We start from the raw sequence: 19231 nt of genomic DNA, 5'->3' as shown, positions 1-19231 counted from the left end.
TTCGGGGCATGGACCGTGCCGTCCAGTGTGATGTGCCCGGGTGCCCGTACCCATGACGGACCGGGTGCGAACGGGGTATCGTCCGGGATCGGATGCCAAGGGGACCCGCATGACCGAAATCGCTGCCCGACTGCGAAATGTCCGCGACAGTCTCGCCCGTCTCGAGGCCCTGGCGCGTGATGACCAGGCTGCCGCCCAACGGCTCGCGGCCGAGTTGACCCGCAATCTCAATCAGGCCATTGAGGCGGCCGCCGAGTTCGAAGGCCGCCAGGGCACGGGGGAATCCGAGGAGCCGCGGCCGCCGCGCGACCCGATCGAGAAATGTCCCCGCTGCACCCTGCGCGGGTTCACGTTTCAGGAGGGCACCATCCGCGAGAGCGCGACGCGAGCAGGGCACTACGAGGCGCTCTACCACTGCATGAGCTGCGGCTACGAGGCGTGGCGGCCGCTCTGAGTCCGGCCCCTCGGGTTCATCGCCCTCCGGGACCGTCCCGCGCGACTGCACGCCACTCGACGGGATCGCCGACCCACAGGGTGCTGGCCTCCAGCGGGCGCAGGCAGATGCCGCTGTCGTGGCGCAGGGCGGCCGCAAGGTTGTAGCCGACGACCTGGTTGAGCCAGCCGCAGGGCGGTCGGGGGCGTTCGATCACGAAGCGCGTTTCGCCGATACGCAGCTCGCCCTCGCGGGGACTGCGTCCCAGGCCGGATACCACCAGATTGCGACGGTGTTCGCCGGGCGCAGGCTCGGCGGGCTGGCGCAGGCGTCGCGCACGGCGACCGGCCCGTTCGAGTTCCTCGGTGCCGATCAGGGTGACGCGACAGGCCTCGACCGTGTGCCAGTGCCCGCGACCGTGCCGGTAGCGATCCCCCTGCAGGCCCGCAGGGTCGACTTCGATGCGCTCGCATGCAGTCATCGGCGCGCCGGCGTGTTCGGCGATCCAGATGGCCTCCAGCGTGCCGGTCGCGGTGCGGCGGCGGAAGAGGGGGAGCATGGTTCAGGGTGTCCCGTACACCGGCGGATGCCTCCGGCCTCCGGCGGCAGGATGACGGCGCCGGCGCGCTATTCTTCTTTGTCCTCGTCTTCCTCGCCGCTGGGGGTGATGGTGCGCCCCAGGGCGGCCGCGGTGCTGCCGGTGGCCTTGACGGTGCCGGTGGTGACGCTGACGGCGGCACTGGTGGCCGAGCTGGCCACGCTGACGGCTGCGCAGCCGCTGGCAAGCGGCAGGATGATGGCGAGGAGGAGCAGCGGGCGCGCGCAGTGATGCATTCGCATGGGAGGGGCCTTGCGGGGTGGACAGGGCTACAGTCTGGCCGGAACACCCGTGCCTTGAAAAGTACGCGGCTGGGGCGCGGGTCTCATCAACGTTGCCGGCAGACCAGGAAGACTTCTTCGACGCCGTCGGTGGCGACCATGCCGGAATGGAGTTTCAGCGGTTTCTGCAGGCGCAGGCCCAGGGGCATGAGAAAGCGGTTGTAGACCTTCATGGCTACGGGCCGGCGGCGCTCGAGGAACCACATGCCCAGGTCGTTCAGCTGCGAAGAGCGGGGTTTCATGCCGAAGATCGCGCTTTGTTCCACCTCGAGCCCGTGGCGGTCGAGCAGGTCCATGAGGTGGTCGGGTTCATAGCGGCGATAGTGGCCGACGATGTCGTCGAACGGCGTCCAGTATTCGGGGTGGAGCGGGGTGGAGAGCAGGACCTGTGCGCCGGGTTCGGCCACCCGGCTGATCTCCGCCAGTGCGGCCTCGTCGTCCTCCACGTGTTCGATGATGTCCAGGGCGCTCACCAGACCGAAGCTGTCGTCGGCGTGCGGCAGTTCGGAGACCGGCGCGGTATGCGTGATGCCGCCCTCGGCGGCGAGGGTGTCCAGCGCCGGCGGGCTGATGTCGACGAAGTGGGTGTTCTCGACGGGCAGTCGCGGGCGCATGCCGGGTCCGACCTCGAGTCGCCGGTCGTGACTCTGGGCCAGGCCGGAAACCAGGTCCCAGGTGTTGAAGCGTTCGGGGCGCACCAGCCGGCTGTCCGCCCATAGCTGGTCGTAGAAGCGCTGGTTGACGTCGCTGACCTCCGATGCCGGAGGGGTGGCTGGATCGTGCGTCATGGGGAGGGCCGGTGTTGAGCGTGGGGCCCAGTGTAGTCGCCCGGGCCGGGGGACGCAGGTGGCGGTTCCGGGTGCTACTGGCAAAAAGGGGAATGCGTCACGTTCTCAGTCCTGCGGCGCGTCCGGCCCGGCAAGCACGGCGACCGCTTCCGCGGGCAGCCGGAGCCCGGTGTGATCCAGCCGGATGTCCGGCTCGGAACGCAGGTGCAGGGACAGGTGCGAGGCCTCCGGGGGCAGGGTGAGGGTCTGCGGCCGGGCGGCGAGATTGCAGGCCACCACCAGATCCGGACGCAGCAGCAGGAGCCAGCGGCGGGATTCGTCGAATTCCACGCGCATGCGGTCGAGACGATCCTCGGCGAGGGCGGCTCGGGAATGGCGGAGCCGGATCAGGGCACGGTGCCACTCGAGGAGGTCCGCATGGGGTGCATGCAGCGGTTCATCCCAGTCGAGCCGCGAGCGCTCGAAGGTTTCGGCCGCCTGCGGGTCGGGGATGCGCGCGGGATCGTGGCCGAACCCGGCGAATTCCTCGCGGCGCCCCTGACACACCGCCGCGGCCAGATCCGCGTCGCGGTGGTCGGTGAAGTACAAAAACGGCGTGGACGCGGCCCATTCCTCGCCCTGGAACAGCAGGGGGATGAACGGCGAGGTCAGCACCAGTGCGGCCCCGACCTTGAGGAGCCCCGGCGACAGGAGATGGCTGCTGCGTTCGCCGGTCGCCCGGTTGCCGATCTGGTCGTGGTTCTGCAGGCAGCCGACGAAACGTCGCCCCGGCACGTCACTGGCCGGCCGGCCGTGCGCCCGCCGGCGGTAGCGGGAGTAGCGTCCGTCCAGGGCGAAGCCGCGGGTGAGCACGCGGGCAAATTCTTCCAGACGCCCGAAATCCGCGAAATAGCCCTGCGATTCGCCGGTCAGCAGGGCGTGCAGGGCGTGGTGAAAATCCTCGTTCCACTGCGCATCCAGGCCGTACCCGCCGACCTCGACCGGCCGGATCAGGCGCGGATCGTTCGCATCGCTTTCGGCGATCAGCGCCAGCGGTCGGCCGGTCTGCGTCTCCAGGTGCCGAACCTCGTCGGCGAGGGCCTCCAGCAGGTGGGTCGCGGAGGTGTCGACGATGGCATGGACCGCGTCCAGGCGCAGGCCGTCGAAGTGATAGTCGCGCAGCCACATAAGGGCGTTGTCGAGGAAGAAGCGTCGCACCTCGTCGCTGTCGGGGCCGTCGAGGTTGACGGCATCGCCCCAGGACGTGCTGTAGGTGTCGGTGAAATAGGGACCGAACTGACCGAGATAATTGCCGTCCGGACCCGGGTGGTTGTAAACGACATCCAGGAGCACGGCGAGGCCGTGTCGGTGGCAGGTGTTCACCAGGCGCTTCAGCCCGTCCGGGCCGCCCAGGGCGTGATGCGGGGCGAACAGGCTGGTCCCGTCGTAGCCCCAGCCGCGGTCGCCGGGGAACTCGGCCACCGGCATCAGCTCGATGTGGGTGGTGCCCAGCCGGACGAGGTGGTCCAGGCGGTCGATCACTGCATCGAAGGTGCCGGCCGGCGTGAAGGTCCCGACGTGGATCTCCATGATGAGCGCGGAGGCCAGCGGCGGGGCGCGCCATCCGGCATCGCTCCAGTGGAACCGGGAATGCTCCAGCCAGCGCGACGGCCCGTGGACGCCCTGTGGCTGCCAGGGTGAACGCGGGTCGGGGAAGGGGCCGTGATCGTCGACCCGGAAGGCGTAGTCCACGCCGTGCGTCAGGGCGGGCGCGTCCACCGCCCACCAGCCACCCTCGCGGCGCGCCATCGGGAACCGTTCGCCGGCGCATTCCAGCGTGACGTGGCCGGCGTGCGGGGCCCAGACCGTCACCCGCGTCACTGTGGCGCTCCCACCCGCTCCAGAAGGGCGACCGGGAACGCGGCCAGCAGACCCGCGAGCGGGATGTCGCCGCCTTCGAGGTCTTCCCCCGTGAGGATGTTCCGCCAGTGTCCCGGTGGCAGGGGAAGTAAGGTGTCCTGCCAGTCGTCGGCCAGTCCGAGTATCAGCCGGGGCACCACGGTCAGCACCTGGTCGCCGCGGAAAAAGGCTACGGCGTGGTCGGCCCGGGGTCCCCGCGCGGCGACTGGCTGATAGCCGCCGTTGGCCCCGAACGCCCCGGGTCGGCGCCGGCGCAGGGCCAGCGCCTCGCGCAGCAGCCACAGCTTCGGCAGGCCTTTATCGGCGTGATCCATAATCCGGGCGGGCGGCAGCACGTCCAGTCGGGTCAGCAGGTCACGACGTAGCCGAAAATCCACCGGCCGCCGGTTGTCGGGGTCCACCAGGCTGAGATCCCACAGCTCCGTCCCCTGGTAGGTGTCCGGCACCCCGGGTGCCGTGCACTTGATCAGGGTCTGCGCCAGGCTGTTGACCCGTCCGGGCGCCACTAGCGGCCGGACGAAGGCCTCGAGCGCCTCGACGAATGCTCGGTCCTCCAGCAGGCCGCGGGCGAAATCCATTACGGCCCGTTCGTAGTCCGGGTCGGTCCGGGTCCAGCGCGTGTGCTGCTTTGCCTCGCGGATGGCCTTCTCCAGGTAGGCGCAGAGGCGTTCCTGGTCGATGGGCCAGGCGCCCACCAGGGTCTGGTAGATCAGGTATTCCGTCGCGGGGTCGGGACCGGTACTCGCACGGTGACGGGCGTTGCGCTCGCGCCATTTCTCCACGGTACGGCCCCAGTCCTGCGGGATCTCCGACAACAGCAGCAGGCGGGCGCGTACGTCCTCGCTGCGCTTGGTGTCGTGGGTCGAGGTGGCGAGCATGGTGTCAGGGTGCTGCTCCAGTGCCTCGCGACAGGCGCGATGGAAATCCGCGGGGGATACCCCGAACCGGTCCGGCGCGCCGCCCACCTCGTTGAGTGCCACGAGCCGATGAAACCGGTAAAAGGCGGTGTCCTCCACGCCCTTGGCCATCGCCGGGCCGGTGAGCTGCTGAAAGCGCAGGGCCAGTTCGGCCTCCTGTTCCCCTTCCACCTCCAGCGAGAGCAGGGCGCGCAGGAAGTCCAGGAGCTCGGCATCCAGCTCCGGGGCTTCGGCATGCGCCTGTTCGATGGCGCTCCGGATGCAGCGGGCATCGGCCTCGGTCACGTCGGCGTCCCGCGCCAGGTAGGTGCGGTAGACGGGAAAGCGGGCGGCGACCTCCAGCAGCACGTGATGCAGCTGCTCGCGGGTGTAATCGCGGTGGCGGCGATGACGTTCGCAGATCAGCACGAACAGCGAGGTCAGCCGATGGAGCTCGCTGCCGAGAAGCTCGCGCAGGACCTGGCGCTTGCTCGCGACCACCACGGTGCCGAAATCCGCGGGCTCCCCGGTAAAGTTCTCGTACAGCGCGGTCATCGGGGGCTCCCCGGCGGGGTCCACGAACAGGCCCTGGACCCGGTTCAGAAAGTCGTAGCCCGTGGTCCCCGCGATCGGCCACTGTGGCGGCAGGCGCTCGCCGGGTTCCAGGATCTTCTCCGCCACGATCCAGGCCTCCGGGCAGGCCTCGCGCAGGCGCCGGAAGTATTCTTCGGGGTCCCGCATCCCGTCGGGGTGGTCGACCCGCAGACCGTCCACGGTGCCTTCGGCCGTCCAGCGCAGGGGCAGCTCATGGATCGCGTCAAAGACCACGCGTCGCTCCACGCGCAGCCCGGCCAGGTCGTTGATGTCGAAGAAGCGGCGGTAGCCCAGATCCTCTGCGGCGGTGCGCCACCAGGCAAGCCGGTAGTTCTGTTCACCGATCAGGGCGTCCAGCGCATCGGGGCTGGCGTTGATGGCATCGACCTCGGCCTGTACGGCGGCGCGGGTCCCGGCATTGTCGCGGCAGGTCTCGTCCAGCAGCCGGTGGATCACCTCCTGGTCGCGCCGGCGCCGTTCGGCCGGCTCGCCGCCGGTTACCCGCGGGCGTGGCAGGCGTGCGCAGGACTCGGCCAGAAAGCCGAGCAGCTCCGGGCCGCTGCGCCGGTAGACCCGCTGGAGCAGGTCATGCAGCGAGGAGGGGTCGACGGGGAAACGGTGTTCGTAATAGTGCAGCGTGAACCGGCCTTCGGCGAACCGCAGCTGCAGTTCGCCCGCCTCGAGGATGCGGCCGTAATGGTCGCCGAGTACCGGCAGCAATACCTTGTCGGGCCAGCGCTCTTCCGCGGCTGCCCAGTCGACGTCGAACCAGGGGGCGTGGCGGCTGGAGGGCCCGTTTTCGAGGACATCCCACCACCAGGGGTTCTGGTCGCCGGCGATCGCCATGTGATTGGGAACAATGTCCAGCACCTGTCCCATGCCGGCGCGGGCGAGGGCGACGTTCAGCCGTTCGCGCGCGGCTTCGCCGCCCAGTTCGGCATTCACGCGGCCCGGGTCGACGACACCGTAGCCATGGGTGCTGCCGGACACCGCCTGCAGGAACGGCGACAGGTAGACATGGCTGATGCCCAGATCCGCCAGATACGGCACGACCGCGGCTGCGTCATCCAGGGTGAACCCCGGATGCAGCTGGAGACGGTAGGTTGCGACGGGTCGAGCGCTCACCCCTCTCTCATAGCACGAAACCGTCAAAACCGGAACGCCCGGCCGGGTCGGATGCGGATCAGGTCCGGCCCAGGTTGATCCCGGTGGAGATCAGCCCGACGTGACTGAACGCCTGCGGGAAGTTGCCGAGAAAGGCCCCGCTGGCGGGGTCGATCTGTTCCGGCAGCAGGCCCAGCGGGCTGGCTCGGGCGCACAGCGATTCGAAGAGCTCCATCGCCGCGTCCCGTTCGCCCTGGCCCAGAAGGTTGTCGGCCAGCCAGAAGCTGCACAGCAGGAAGGCGCCCTCGTGGCCGGCCAGTCCGTCGGGGGATTCATCGGGAAGGTAGCGGAACAGCAGTCCGTCGCCGGCGCCCAGCCGACGCACCACCGCGCGAGTGGTGGCGATCATGCGCGGATGGTCGGCGGGAATCACCCGCCGCAGGGGCAGGGCAAGCAGGCTGGCGTCGATCCCGCCGCCGCCGAGGTGTTCGGTCAGGGTCTGCTGCTGCGGGTCCCAGGCCTGCTCGAGGATGGCCGTGCGGATCCGCTCGCACTCGAGTTCCCAGCGTCGGGCATCGGACTCCATGCCCATGGACCGGGCCATGCGCGCCCCCCGGTCCAGTGCCACCGCGCACAGCGCCGCGGAATAGGTGAACGGGCGCCCCGGCGTACGCACCTCCCAGATCCCGTGGTCGGGCGTCTGCCATTCCCTCGCCGCCGCTTCCACGAGGCGCCGCAGCCGGTCCCATAGCGCGGGTTCGAGTGCGCCGCCGCGACGCACCCATTGCCAGGCGCAGTCCATGATCTCGCCGAACACGTCATGCTGGCGTTGCTCGGCGGCGGCATTGCCCCACCGTACCGGTGCGGACCCGCGGTAGCCCTCGAGTCCGGGGTCATGCCATTCCGGTGGCGGAGCGTGGCCGTCCACGTCATACAGCACGCGTGGCCGCCCGGCCCGGTCCACCGCATCGAGTACCCAGCCAAGAAAACCCTCGGCCTCGTGCCCCATGCCGATCTGGGCAAGCGCATAGACCGAGAAGGCCGCGTCGCGGATCCAGGCATAGCGGTAATCCCAGTTGCGCGGTCCCCCGATCGCCTCCGGCAGCGAGGAGGTGGGCGCGGCGATCATCGCGCCGGTCGCGGTGTAATCCATCATCTTCAGGGTGATTGCGGAGCGGCGGACCAGTGCCGTCTGCGGACCCTGGTAGCGGAACGAGCGCATCCAGTCGCGCCAGACCGCGATGGTGTCCGCGAGGAGTTCTTCCGGCGGGCGGGGATGGAAGCGGTGCCCCGCGGATTCCCAGCTGAGGATGAGGTGGTGGCGTTCGCCCGCGGACAGCTCGTGGGTGGTGTCCAGCCCGGCCAGCGGGAGCGAGGAGGTCAGGTGCGGCTCGAGCTCCGGGCGACGCTGCAGGCGCAGCTGCAGGCCCGCGGCATGCGGTCGGCACTCGGTGTCACCGCGCGGTTCCAGCCGGACCCGCAGGCGCACGCGCCCCTCCACCACCTCGATCATCCGCAGGAGTTCGCCGCGCCCGGCGGGGGCATCTTCGGACAGGTCGGCGCCGGCGCGGAAGGTCAGCGCGTCGGTCACGCGGACGCGTCCCTCCGGCCCCGAAACGTCCGTTACGAGCACCCCGGTGTCCGGCTCGTAGCGCTGCGTGGCAGCGGTCAGGTTTTCCGGGGCCACCGTGAAGGAACCGCCGTTGCGATGGTCCAGCAGGCCGCAGAACAGGGCGTCGGAATCGAACCGCGGGACGCAGAGCCAGGAGATGGAGCCGTCGCGCCCCACCAGGGCCGCGGTGGTGCCGTCGCCGATCAGCCCGTGGTCCTCGATCGGGAGGTAGCCATCGCGCGGGTACGGGGGCAGCTCGGTGGCGTTCAACGGAACCCCCTGCAGTCTTGTCGTTAGCCAGAAGATTGGGGTTTCGTGACGAATCCTGTCAATGCGTATGATGGAAACCGCACTGCCCACCACGTTGCGCGGGCGCCGTCCCGCCGGAGGCCAGCGGATGAGCGTTCAGACCGTCGACGAACTCCTCGCCTCGCGTTCCCCCGAGTCGGGTCGCGAGGCGGTGGTGGCCATGACCCGCGATGGCCACGAGACCACCGAGTGGGCCGAACTGCTCGAAAGGGCCGCGAGACTGGCGGCCGGGCTGCGCGCGGCGGGCCTGGAACGCGGGGACCGCGTGGTACTGCTGGCCCCCAACAGCCCGGACTGGATCGTCTCGGCGCTGGGCGTGATGAATGCCGGCGGTAGCGTGGTGCCCCTGGATACGCAGATGCCGTCCGAGGACCTGTACCACGTCCTTGCGGACTCGGCTCCGCGCTTCGTCTTCACTACCTCGGGGCTGGAAGAGCGGCTGGCGGATGTCCCCGGTGACTGGCAGGTCCGCCTGTTCGACGCCGCAGAGGATGCCCCGAATGCCTGGGCGAGCCTGCTGCAGGCCGAGCCCGCCGGGTCGGTCGCGCAGGCCGGGGATGTGGCCGCGGTGTTCTACACCTCCGGCACCACCGGTCCGCCCAAGGGCGTGCCGCTGACCCACCGCAACCTGGCCAGCAACGTGGAGGCCCTGTGCGCCGAAGAGGTCGCGGACCATAAGGATCGAGTGCTGGTGCCGCTGCCGTTCCACCACGTGTATCCGTTCACGGTCGGCATCCTGGTGCCGCTGACCCTGGGTGCGTCCATTATCGTGCCGTTTTCGCTGGTCGGGCCACAGATCGTGCGCGGCCTGCGCGATGGCGAGGCGACCGTGATGCTGGGCGTGCCCCGGCTCTACGAGGCCGTGTGGAAGGCGCTGCAGGATCGCGTGGCCGGCCGGGGGCGGGTAGCGGCGCTGCTGTTCCGCGCGATGCTGGGGCTGTCGAAACAGGCGCGCCAGCGCTTCGGTCTGCGCCTGGGTCGTCGTCTGTTCGGAAGTCTGCACCAGCGCCTGGCGCCGCGCCTGCGCATGGTGGTGGCCGGCGGCGCGGCGCTCGACCCCGCGCTGGGCCGCAACCTGCAGGCACTGGGCTGGGAGGTGGCGACGGGCTACGGCCTCAGCGAGACGTCGCCGATCCTGACCTACAACCCGCCGGAGCGGGTGCGTCTGGACGCCGCGGGGGTGGCGCTGCCGGGGGTCGAACTGGCCATCGACGACAGCGGCTCCGGCGATGGCCGGGGCGAGGTGATGGCCCGCGGGCCGAACGTATTCGCCGGCTATCTCAATCTCCCGGAAAAGACCGCGAAGGTCCTGGACGCGGACGGCTGGTACCGTACCGGAGATACCGGCGAGATCGATGCGGATGGATTCCTTTATCTGCACGGTCGGGAATCGGCCATGATCGTGCTCTCGGGTGGCGAGAACATCGATCCGGAACGCGTGGAGGGCGCGCTGCAGTCGGCCGAAGGGATCCGCGAGGCGGGCGTGCTGGAGCATGACGACCGGCTGGCGGTCGTGGCGGTGCCGGATGCAGGCCTGATGCGTGAGGCCGCCGGCGAAGAGCTCGAACGGCGGACCCGCGAGGCCGTCAACGAAGCGGCCAAGTCGCTGCCCACCCATCACCGCCCGGGCGTGGTGCGCGTCGCGCTCGATCCCCTGCCGCGCACGCGTCTGGGCAAGCTGCGCCGGCACAAGCTGGAAGAACTGTTCGAGGAGCTGGGGCGCGAGGACGCGGTCTCGCGCGCCCGCCCGGAGCCGGTGTCGCCGGAATCCATGGCCCCGGAGGACCAGCAGCTGCTGTCCGACCCGGGCGCCGAGCGCACCTGGAACTACCTCGCCGAGCGTTTCCACGACCGGCGCCTGACCCCGGACACCGGTCTGGCCGAGGAGCTGGGCATCGATTCGCTGAGCTGGGTCGACCTGACCCTGGCGCTGCAGGATCGCGCCGGGATCGATCTGGACGACACGGCGATCGAACGGGTCGAAACGGTGCGCGATCTGCTGCAGGAGGCGGCCGCCGCGGGCGTGGCCCGCGAGGGGCAGGCCGATCTGAAGGAACAGCTCGCGGATCCGGAGTCGCTGCTGGAGGCCGACCAGCAGACCGCGCTGGAAGCGCCCGGCCCGCTGCGCCGCGCCGCGGGGATGGTGTTGCTGGCCGGCGCGCGCGTGCTCTCCCGGCTGCTGATGCGCGTGGAGGTGCACGGTCAGTTCCCCGCCAGCGCCCCGTACGTGATCGCCCCGCGCCATCTGAGCTTCGTCGATGCGCTCGCGCTGTTGCCGGCGCTGGACCGGCAGCGTCTCGAGTCGCTGTACTGGGCGGGACTGCAGGGGTACCTGTTCACCGGCCCGCTGTCGCGGGCCTTCAGCCGCACGGCGCGGATCCTGCCGGTGGACCCCGGGGCCGCACCGCGTCGCAGCCTGGCCCTTGCGGCGGCCAGTCTGCAGCGCGGTCACGGACTGATCTGGTTCCCCGAGGGCCAGCGCTCGCCGGACGGAAGCCTGCAGCCCCTGCGTCCCGGCATCGGGCTGGTGCTGGCCGCGCAGCCCGTCCCCGTCGTGCCCGTGTGGATCGAGGGCACGCGCGAGGTGATGGCCCCGGGGCAGCGTCTCCCGCGGCCGGGCAAGAAGGTGCGCATCGTGATCGGGGACCCGGTGGATCCGACGACCGCCGGCGGGGATGAACGGGCGATCGTCCGCGACCTCCAGGCGGCACTGGAGGAACTGGGGCAGAAATGACCCGGTTGCCGCATGCCGAATGCCGGAAATGATCGGCAAGGGTGCTCCGGGGACACTGGAACGATCCGGGGATGCGTGAGGATCCGGGGCGCCGCATGGAGCGGCGCGGCCGTGCTCGGGAAGATTCTGGCATGCGTTTCGCTTGGCAAGGTTGCCCCGGCTCCGTTCATTTGGAGCGGGAAAACCTTTCGAGCAGGAGCACGCCATGATCAACAGTATCGGACCCAATCCGGCCACCATGGCCCAGACGGCGGGCATGAACGGACCGAATGGCGCCGGGAATCAGGGGCCCGCGGCCGCGGCCGGGCAGAACCCGGCGGGCCAGGCGAGCGGGCAGGCCGCCGGCATGGCCGCGGCGCAGCAGGCCCAACCGGCCCAGGCGGGCGCACAGGGCGGCATGCAGGCGGCGCAGCCGGCTCAGGCCGCAGCCAGCCCGGCCATGGGACAGGCCCAGCCCGCACAGAACGCCACCCAGGCAGCCGCTACCCAGAGCCCGGCGGCTCCGACCGGTTCCACCGGCAACACCGGGAGTACCTCCGGAATTGGCGGCACCGAAGCGACGCAGTCCGCGGGCGAGATCGATACCGGACTGTCCGTCGATTCGGAGATGCAGGCGGGCGATTCCTCGACGGACACCGGCTCTGGCAACCCGGATAACGGCGCCGCGCAGGACGAACCGGGCGCCGAGGAAGAGATGGGCTCCACCTTCATGGCGGACGGCAGCCTGGCCAGCACGGGCCCGGATACCACCGGCTCCAGCGTCAACATTCAGGTCTGATCGACCCGGAGACCTGTCCGTTCCCGGAGTGGCCGGCGATTTGCTAGTCCCTCCGGCATGGACTGGACGGGGACACAACGAATCCGGATCCGGGCTCGCGGGGGGCGCCGTACGCCCGGGTGCCGCGGGTGTGGCAATGTGCCACATGGGTCGCGCCGACCTGTCGCGTTTCGACACATAACCCCGAACTTCGAGCTCGGGGCCGAAGTTGCTGGCGCGAGCAGGGTGGCCGCATGACCGCCCTCTCGGCATCGCGCCTGGAGGGCCTGGATCTGGCGCGTGCGCTGGCCGTGGCCGGCATGCTGTCGGCGCATGTCGGGCCGGTGGGCCTGGAGACGCTCGGCGGGCAGCTGTACGCGTTGCCTCAGGGTCGGGCGTCGGTGCTGTTCATGCTGCTGGCCGGGGTGGGCGTATCTTTCCTGGCCGCCTCCCGGCGTCCGCGACGCGGCGGGGCCGAGGCCCAGTTGCTGTGGCGGGCCGCGCTGCTGTTCCTGATCGGGCTCGGGCTGCAAGCCCTGGAGCCCGACGCCATCTACGTGATCCTGCCGGCCTACGCGGCTCTGTTCGTGCTGGCGATCGCCATGCTGCGCATGCCGTCACCCGGACTGCTGGCCATCGCTGCATTGATGCTGGCTCTCGGTCCGGCGATCTTTCTGCACGGGCAGCTGACTAGCCCCGAGGTGTTCGACCGTTCGCCCGTGATGCCGGGGCTTGCCGCGGGCGAGATGCTGCACCGTCTGGTGCTGTCCGGCCCGTATCCGCTGGTGACCTGGATCGTGCCGTTTGCGGTCGGGATGTGGCTGGGCCGGCTCGATCTGCGCAGTACCGCCGTGCGCCGGCGTCTGGTCGTGGTCGGGGCGGTGGGGACGGCCGGGGTGCTGCTGGCCAGCGCCGGGCTGCAGCGGGCGCTGGGAGTGGATGCCGACGACTGGGGCTGGAACCGGCTGCTGGTCACGCAGCCTCACAGTCAGATGCTGTTGTGGCTGGCCGGCTCGGTGCTGACCGCCGGCGCGGTACTGGGGCTGTGCCTGCTCCTCGCCGATCGGACGCGCCGCTGGCTGTGGCCCCTGATCGCGTCCGGGCAGCTGGCGCTGACCTTCTACGTGACCCACCTCCTGGTGCTCTGGATGCTGCGGGAGACACTCGAGAGTTCGGGCCTGGACGACCACGTGATGGACTCCCCCGCGATCGCGACCGTGGTGACCCTGCTGGCGATGGCGGCCTTCGCCGCCTTCGCGGTCCTGTGGCGTTCACGGTTCCACCGCGGTCCGCTGGAGAGCCTGCTGTTTCTGCCGTGGATCGCGCGGCGGCAGGGCCAGGACCGGCCTCGCTGAACGGGCTTTGAGCCGTGTCGCCCCCTCCTTTTGGAGGGGGCGTTCTTTTGTGCATTGCGCGATCCTCTCAAGGGGAACATCGGGCCAATCAATGGCACTGAGGGGAGCGGACAATGTACGGAAAACTCTGGCGCCGGGCCGTGGCCGGCGGTTTGCTGGCCGGCGCATTCGGCGTGGCGTCGCCGGTGATGGCCGATGATCACGTGAGCATCATGGTGTTCGATGCCTCGGGGTCCATGTGGGCGAGGATGGAAGACGACAAGTCGCGCATCGAGGTGGCGCGCGAGGTGGTCGACGAGTTCGCGGCCAGTCGCGACGCCAGCATTCCCTTCGGTGTGGTGGCCTACGGGCATACCCGCCGAGGGGACTGCGACGACATCGAGGCCGTGCTGCCGCTGGGTACCCACGAGGGTGACGAGATCGCGCGCACGATCCACGATCTCAATCCGCAGGGCATGACGCCGCTGACCGACTCCATGGCCAGGGCCCGGGAGATGATCCCGCGCACGGCCGAGTCCGCGGACATCATCCTGGTGACCGATGGCCTGGAAAACTGCGGTGGCGATCCCTGTGCGCTGGCCGCCGAGATGGCGGAGGAGGGCATCGACCTGCGCGCCCATGTGGTCGGCTTTGCGCTCGAGGAGGAAGAGGTTCAGACCCTTTCCTGTGTGCCGGAGCAGACCGGTGGCCAGCTGTTCACCACGCAATCCGGCGAGGAACTCAGTGCCGCCCTGGACGAGATCGCGGTAGCGGAACCCGAGGCGCTGCGTGTGCAGCTGCGCGCGCTGGACGAACGCAATCCCGAAGAGCACGTGCGCCGGGTGGACTGGGACGTCGCCGAGGAGGCGGGCGAGTCGATCTTCTCCGGGGAGTCGCGGGGCATCATCGACCTGGAGCTGATGCCCGGTCATTACACGGTCGAGGCCGAAGCGGAGGTCTTCGCCGGCGGGACCGAGTTCGAGATCACCCCGCAGACCGACGAGCCGGTCGACATCATGATGGCGAAGACGCAGGCCACGCTGGAGCTGAGTGCCGAGGATGCCGAAACCGGGGAAGCCCTGGACGGGGTCGACTGGGTCGCACTGAACGTGGAGACCGAGGACGCGGTCGAGGTTCGCAGCGAGGATACCGATCCGCTGGAACTCCACCTGGAGCCCGGGGAATACCGCATCACTGCGGAACGCGGTGCGACGAGCGGTGATGCGCGGGAGACGGCGACCCTCGAGGAAGACCGGGAAGTGGTCGTGACGCTCGAACAGGAGCTGCCGGACGCCGAGATCCACGCTCCGGACACCGCCGGCGTCGGTTCAATGGTCGACGTCGGCTGGGACGGGCCCGGCGAGGATCGCGACTTCATTGCCGTGGTGGAGCCGGGCGCGCCCGAGGATGATACGGGCCATTCACGCCGCGCCAGCGACCGCGTGCAGGGCGAGGAGCAGGTAACCCTGCAGATGCCGGATGCCCTCGGGCCCCACGAGCTGCGTTACGTGCATCGGGAAACGGGGGCGGTCCTGGCCACTCGTACCATCGAGCTGGAGCCGGTGGAGGCAACCGTTTTCGCATCCGAGGAGGTTTCGGCCGGGGCGCAGTTCGAGGTCGAGTGGGAAGGTCCGGTCAACCGGAACGACTACATCGCGATCGTGGAAGCCGGGGCCCCGGACGACGACACCGGGCATGGCCGGCGGGCCACTGCGCGGGTTTCGGAGGACGGCGAGCCGGTGACCATCCAGGCCCCGGATGCGCTGGGCACCTACGAGGTGCGCTACGTGCTGCGCGACAGTCGCCGGGTGCTGGCCTCCCAGGAGGTGACGCTGACCCCGGTGGAGGCGTCCGTCTCGCCACCCGAAGAGGTTCCGGCCGGGTCGCGGTTCGAGGTCGAATGGGAAGGTCCGGTCAACCGGAACGATTACATCGCGATCGTGGCGGCGGGGGCGCCGGACGATGAAACCGGGCATTCCCGCCGCGCCAACACCCGGGTTTCGGAAGACGGCGAGCCGGTGACCATCCAGGCCCCGGATGCGCTGGGTACCCACGAGGTGCGCTATGTGCTTCGCGAGAGTCGCCGGGTGCTGGCCTCGCAGGAGGTGACGCTGACCCCGGTCGAGGCGTCGCTGGAAGCGCCGGACATCGTGCTGCCGGGTGCCGATTTCGAAGTGCGGTGGGAGGGACCGGAGAATCGCAACGACTTCGTGGCCATCGTGGAGCCGGACGCGCCCGAAGGTGACAGCGGTGACAGCCGCAGCGCCAGCAGTCGTGTCTCCGGCGACACCGAGACCCTGACCGCGCCGGACGAGGAGGGCGAGTACGAGATCCGCTACGTGATCCACGAGTCCGGCCGCACCCTGGAGGCCATTCCGATTACCGTCGGCGGTACCGATGTGACCCTTTCGGCCGAAGATTCCGTGGCCGCCCGGAGTACGGTGGAGGTGAGCTTCACCGGACCGGGGCGCTTCGAGGATCTGATCGAGATCGTCAAGGCCGGCGCGGACCCGGACGACAGCGCGGTGCAGGATGCACGGGCCTCGCAGGGCAGTCCGGTGCAGCTGTTCGCGCCTTCCAGTGCGGGCAGCTACGAGATCCGCTACCGCGCTTCCGACAGCGGCGAGGTGCTCGAGAGCATCCCGCTGGAGGTGGAATAGGAGCCGGGGGCTCAGGCTTTCACCAGGGGCAGGCGCCCCTGGTCGACCCGGCGCAGGCCGTACACCAGGTCAGCGACGGGCGAGGCCGGTGCCATGTTCGGACCGGGGAGCGGACCGGGCGGAAGGATTCGCCCGTATGCCCCCGGCGGGTGCACAATATGGCCTGTTTCAGGCCTGCAGGACGCCCCGGGCAGCACCTCGTACATGGTGGATCATCGGCAATGACGGCTTTATCAACCGAAGCAGAAGTCCGGGCGGCGGTGGAGCGGTATTTCGATCGCTACTTCCGCGAGCGCGACCTCGTTGCTACATGTGAGCTGCTGAGCCCCTCCATGCACGGCATCGGGACCGGTTCCGGCGAGGTCTGCTTTACCCGGGAGGCGTCCGAGCAGCTCTACCGGCACGACATCGAGCAGGCGCCGAATCCGGTGCAATACTCCCTGCGGGATCTGCATGTGTCGCAGCCGGCGCCAGGGGTGGCGATCGCCAGCTGTGTGCTGGATCTGCACACGACCATTGCGCGTCAGGCCGTGCGCTTCAACGGAGTGCGACACAGCCTGGTGTGGAGCCGGCACGATGACGTCTGGCGCCTGGAGCACATCCACGTGTCCTTCCCCGGTGTGGAGCACGGTGACGATGAAGCCTACCCGGCCAAGGAGCTGGAAGACCGCAATGCGGTGCTGGAGCGAAGGGTGGACGAGCGCACGGCCGAGCTCCACGAGGCGCTGGCACGGATCGATCGTCTCGCTCGCACCGATTCGCTGACCGGCCTGGCCAACCGTCGCAGCATCGATGAAACCCTGCAACGGGCCCTTGCGCAGACGGGTGGCGGGGCCTCGACGCTGGCCGTGATTCTGCTGGATCTGGATCGGTTCAAGCGGATCAACGACGTGCACGGTCACCTCGAGGGAGACCGGATCCTGAAGGCGCTGTCCGGCATCCTGGCGCGGACTGTCGAGGGCGCGGGCCACGTCGGGCGCTGGGGCGGCGAGGAGTCTGTCATTATCGCGCACGAGATGGATCTGACCGTCGCCTGGCATCTTGCGGAGACCATCCGTGGCGAGATCCACGGCCTGCGCGATCCCGACGGGGTCTCCGTGACCGGCAGTCTGGGCGTGGTGGAGGCTCGTGCCGGGGATACTCATGAAACCCTGATGGCGCGTGCGGACCTGGCCCTGTATGCCGCCAAGGCCGGCGGACGCGATCGCGTGGAGCGCGGCTGACCCCCACGGCTCTCGCGTTTCGTGTATAGTGCGAAGCTGACCGTGTGGTCATTCCTTTTCGCCGGGCCCGGGGCACGCCAGTGCCGTCGCTGTTTCCGGCCCGTGTGAGTACTGTGTGATGTCCGAATCTCCCTCCTTTGACCAGCTCGGTCTGTCCGAGTCGCTGGTCCGTGCCCTGTCGAATCTGGGCTTTGCCACCCCCACCGCGGTCCAGGCCGCCTGCATCCCCGCCCTGCTGGGTGGTTGCGACGTGCTGGGCGAGGCCCAGACCGGCACCGGCAAGACCGGCGCGTTCGGCCTGCCGCTGGTGGATGGCGTGGACGCGGCCCTGAAGGCGCCGCAGGCGCTGGTGCTGGCCCCCACCCGCGAGCTGGCCGGTCAGGTGGCCGACGCCCTGAGCGGTTTCGCGGCGGGTCTGGACGGCATCGAGATCCTGCCGGTCTACGGCGGCCAGCCGATGGGTCAGCAGCTGCGTGCCCTGCGCGACGGGGCCCAGGTGGTGGTCGGTACGCCCGGCCGCGTGGCCGACCACGTCCGCCGCGGGAGCCTCGACCTGTCCAGCCTGCGCATGGTGGTGCTGGACGAGGCCGACGAGATGCTGCGCATGGGCTTCGTCGAGGAGATCGAGTGGCTGCTGGAGCAGACCCCGGCCGAGCGCCAGACCACGCTGTTCTCCGCGACCATGCCGGCGCCGATCCGGCGCATCGCGCACCGTCACATGCGCGAACCGGAAGAGATCCGCGTGGGTGCGGGCAACGAGGCCGGCGTCGACATCGACCAGAGCTACTGCCTGGTCGATCAGCGCAACAAGCTCGAGGCCCTGACCCGCCTGATGGAGACCGAGCCGGATCTGGATGCGGCGGTGGTCTTTGCCCGCACCAAGGCCGCGACGGTCGAGATCGCCGACCGGCTGGGCGCCGCCGGCGTGGCCGCCTCGGCGCTGAACGGCGACATGGAGCAGGGCGAGCGCGAGCGCGTGGTCGCCAACCTGCGCGACGGTCGTCTGGACGTGATCGTGGCCACCGACGTGGCCGCGCGCGGGATCGACGTCCCGCGCATCAGCCACGTGTTCAACTTCGATGCCCCGGGCGATGCCGAGGTCTACGTGCATCGGATCGGGCGTACCGGCCGCGCCGGGCGCAAGGGCCGGGCGATCCTGTTCCTGGAACCGCGCAAGCGGCGCATGCTGAAAGACATCGAGCGTCTGACCGGCAAGTCCGTACGTGAACAGGCCGTGCCCGACCGCGAGGCGGTTCGGGCACGGCGCGAGGATCGATTCGCCGAACGCGTGCGGGCTGCCGTGGCGGATGACGCCGGGGGCCGTCACGCGGCCCTGGTGGAACGCCTGCTGGCCGATGGCGAGACCTCGCCGCAGGATCTGGCCGGCGCCCTGGTGGCCCTGGCCACCGAGGGCTCCCCGCTGGATGCCTCCGCCACCGCCGGTGCCGACCCGCTGGCCGGTGCGGCCCGTGCCGGTCGCGACGACCGCTCCGGCGGCCGGGATCGTGGCGAGCGTACCAACAAGCGCCGCGAAGGCGGTCGTCAGGGCGATCGTGATGCGGGCCCCGAATCCGGCATGGTGCGCTACTACATGCCCGTGGGACGCACGCACGGCGTCGCGCCGGGCGCGATCGTCGGCGCGCTGGCGAACGAGGGCGGGCTCAAGGGCCGCGACATCGGCCGTATCGGGCTGCAGCAGGAGCACTCGCACGTGGACCTGCCGGAGAGCCTGGACGAGGGCGCGATCCGCAAGCTGGGCGGCATTCACGTCGCCAACCGCCGCCTCGGCCTGACGCTGGAGATCCCGGCCCCGCAGGGCCCGAGCCACGACGCGCCGGCGCGCAAGTCGAAGCCCGCATCCCGCAAGCCCGCCGGTGGCAAGCCGGCGACCGGCAAGCGCCCCGCGTATCAGGCGACGGGCAAGGGCTCCGGACGGGCTTCGGGCAAGGGCCAGAGCAAGAACAGTACCGGAACCCTGGGCATCCGCCGCAAGGCCGCCAACGGCTGAC

13 protein-coding genes are annotated in these 19231 nt (G+C 69.9%); 7 read left to right on the top strand and 6 right to left on the bottom strand.

The window, feature by feature from the left end; genetic code table 11:
* Positions 1-109: 109 nt before the first annotated feature.
* A complete protein-coding gene (locus F573_RS0108505) occupies positions 110-454 on the top strand; it encodes a hypothetical protein (protein ID WP_019022220.1) in 345 nt (114 codons plus the stop codon).
* Between the two features lie 16 nt (positions 455-470).
* Here the strand turns inward: F573_RS0108505 and F573_RS0108500 are convergent, their stop codons facing one another.
* The 6 genes from F573_RS0108500 to F573_RS0108475 form a co-directional block, all read right to left on the bottom strand.
* On the bottom strand, positions 471-992 hold the full coding sequence (locus F573_RS0108500) for an MOSC domain-containing protein (protein ID WP_019022219.1): 522 nt from the start codon (positions 990-992) through the stop codon (positions 471-473).
* Positions 993-1060: 68 nt separating this feature from the next.
* Positions 1061-1267 carry a hypothetical protein gene (locus F573_RS0108495; protein WP_019022218.1) on the bottom strand — a complete coding sequence of 69 codons (207 nt, stop codon included), beginning with the start codon at positions 1265-1267 and terminating at the stop codon, positions 1061-1063.
* A gap of 92 nt (positions 1268-1359) precedes the next feature.
* Positions 1360-2100, bottom strand: coding sequence for a bifunctional 2-polyprenyl-6-hydroxyphenol methylase/3-demethylubiquinol 3-O-methyltransferase UbiG (locus tag F573_RS0108490; protein ID WP_019022217.1), 741 nt, complete (start codon positions 2098-2100; stop codon positions 1360-1362).
* Between the two features lie 105 nt (positions 2101-2205).
* Positions 2206-3960, bottom strand: a complete 1755-nt coding sequence (gene treZ, locus F573_RS0108485) for a malto-oligosyltrehalose trehalohydrolase (protein WP_019022216.1) — start codon at positions 3958-3960, stop codon at positions 2206-2208.
* A complete protein-coding gene (treY, locus tag F573_RS0108480; protein WP_019022215.1) occupies positions 3957-6614 on the bottom strand; it encodes a malto-oligosyltrehalose synthase in 2658 nt (885 codons plus the stop codon). The genes treZ and treY overlap by 4 nt, the downstream gene beginning before the upstream one ends.
* A 58-nt stretch (positions 6615-6672) precedes the next feature.
* Entirely contained in the window at positions 6673-8475 is a 1803-nt protein-coding gene (locus F573_RS0108475; protein ID WP_019022214.1) for a glycoside hydrolase family 15 protein, read from the bottom strand.
* 127 nt (positions 8476-8602) lie between these two features.
* Here F573_RS0108475 and F573_RS0108470 point away from each other — a divergent pair, with 127 nt between their 5' ends.
* The 6 genes from F573_RS0108470 to F573_RS0108445 all read left to right on the top strand — a co-directional run bounded on the left by F573_RS0108470 (position 8603) and on the right by F573_RS0108445 (position 19230).
* Positions 8603-11248 carry an AMP-binding protein gene (locus tag F573_RS0108470; RefSeq protein ID WP_019022213.1) on the top strand — a complete coding sequence of 882 codons (2646 nt, stop codon included), beginning with the start codon at positions 8603-8605 and terminating at the stop codon, positions 11246-11248.
* 205 nt (positions 11249-11453) lie between these two features.
* A complete protein-coding gene (locus tag F573_RS0108465; RefSeq protein ID WP_019022212.1) occupies positions 11454-12026 on the top strand; it encodes a hypothetical protein in 573 nt (190 codons plus the stop codon).
* Positions 12027-12259: 233 nt separating this feature from the next.
* Positions 12260-13360: an acyltransferase family protein gene (locus F573_RS0108460; RefSeq protein WP_019022211.1), complete on the top strand. Its 1101-nt coding sequence runs from the start codon at positions 12260-12262 to the stop codon at positions 13358-13360.
* A 113-nt stretch (positions 13361-13473) separates the two neighbouring features.
* A complete protein-coding gene (locus tag F573_RS0108455; protein WP_019022210.1) occupies positions 13474-15999 on the top strand; it encodes a VWA domain-containing protein in 2526 nt (841 codons plus the stop codon).
* 221 nt (positions 16000-16220) lie between these two features.
* Positions 16221-17222 carry a diguanylate cyclase domain-containing protein gene (locus F573_RS0108450; RefSeq protein WP_026300862.1) on the top strand — a complete coding sequence of 334 codons (1002 nt, stop codon included), beginning with the start codon at positions 16221-16223 and terminating at the stop codon, positions 17220-17222.
* Positions 17223-17340: 118 nt separating this feature from the next.
* The gene (locus F573_RS0108445; RefSeq protein ID WP_019022208.1) at positions 17341-19230 is read left to right on the top strand and encodes a DEAD/DEAH box helicase; all 1890 of its coding nucleotides are present in this window, start codon (positions 17341-17343) and stop codon (positions 19228-19230) included.
* The last annotated feature ends 1 nt before the right edge of the window (position 19231 follow it).

Origin of the sequence: Thioalkalivibrio sp. ALE23, assembly GCF_000378545.1 — a bacterium.
GTDB lineage: Bacteria > Pseudomonadota > Gammaproteobacteria > Ectothiorhodospirales > Ectothiorhodospiraceae > Thioalkalivibrio.
The sequence above is the reverse complement of the archived record's forward strand: the minus strand, read 5'-3'. Positions and strand labels throughout refer to the sequence as shown.

Bases quoted from the DNA above. Each gene is read 5' to 3' on its own strand.
- F573_RS0108445 (WP_019022208.1), top strand. From the start codon at position 17,341: ATGTCCGAATCTCCCTCCTTTGACCAGCTCGGTCTGTCCGAGTCGCTG.
- F573_RS0108450 (WP_026300862.1), top strand. From the start codon at position 16,221: ATGACGGCTTTATCAACCGAAGCAGAAGTCCGGGCGGCGGTGGAGCGG.
- F573_RS0108460 (WP_019022211.1), top strand. From the start codon at position 12,260: ATGACCGCCCTCTCGGCATCGCGCCTGGAGGGCCTGGATCTGGCGCGT.
- F573_RS0108505 (WP_019022220.1), top strand. From the start codon at position 110: ATGACCGAAATCGCTGCCCGACTGCGAAATGTCCGCGACAGTCTCGCC.
- F573_RS0108470 (WP_019022213.1), top strand. From the start codon at position 8,603: ATGAGCGTTCAGACCGTCGACGAACTCCTCGCCTCGCGTTCCCCCGAG.
- F573_RS0108465 (WP_019022212.1), top strand. From the start codon at position 11,454: ATGATCAACAGTATCGGACCCAATCCGGCCACCATGGCCCAGACGGCG.
- F573_RS0108455 (WP_019022210.1), top strand. From the start codon at position 13,474: ATGTACGGAAAACTCTGGCGCCGGGCCGTGGCCGGCGGTTTGCTGGCC.
- F573_RS0108500 (WP_019022219.1), bottom strand. From the start codon at position 992: ATGCTCCCCCTCTTCCGCCGCCGCACCGCGACCGGCACGCTGGAGGCC.
- F573_RS0108495 (WP_019022218.1), bottom strand. From the start codon at position 1,267: ATGCATCACTGCGCGCGCCCGCTGCTCCTCCTCGCCATCATCCTGCCG.
- F573_RS0108490 (WP_019022217.1), bottom strand. From the start codon at position 2,100: ATGACGCACGATCCAGCCACCCCTCCGGCATCGGAGGTCAGCGACGTC.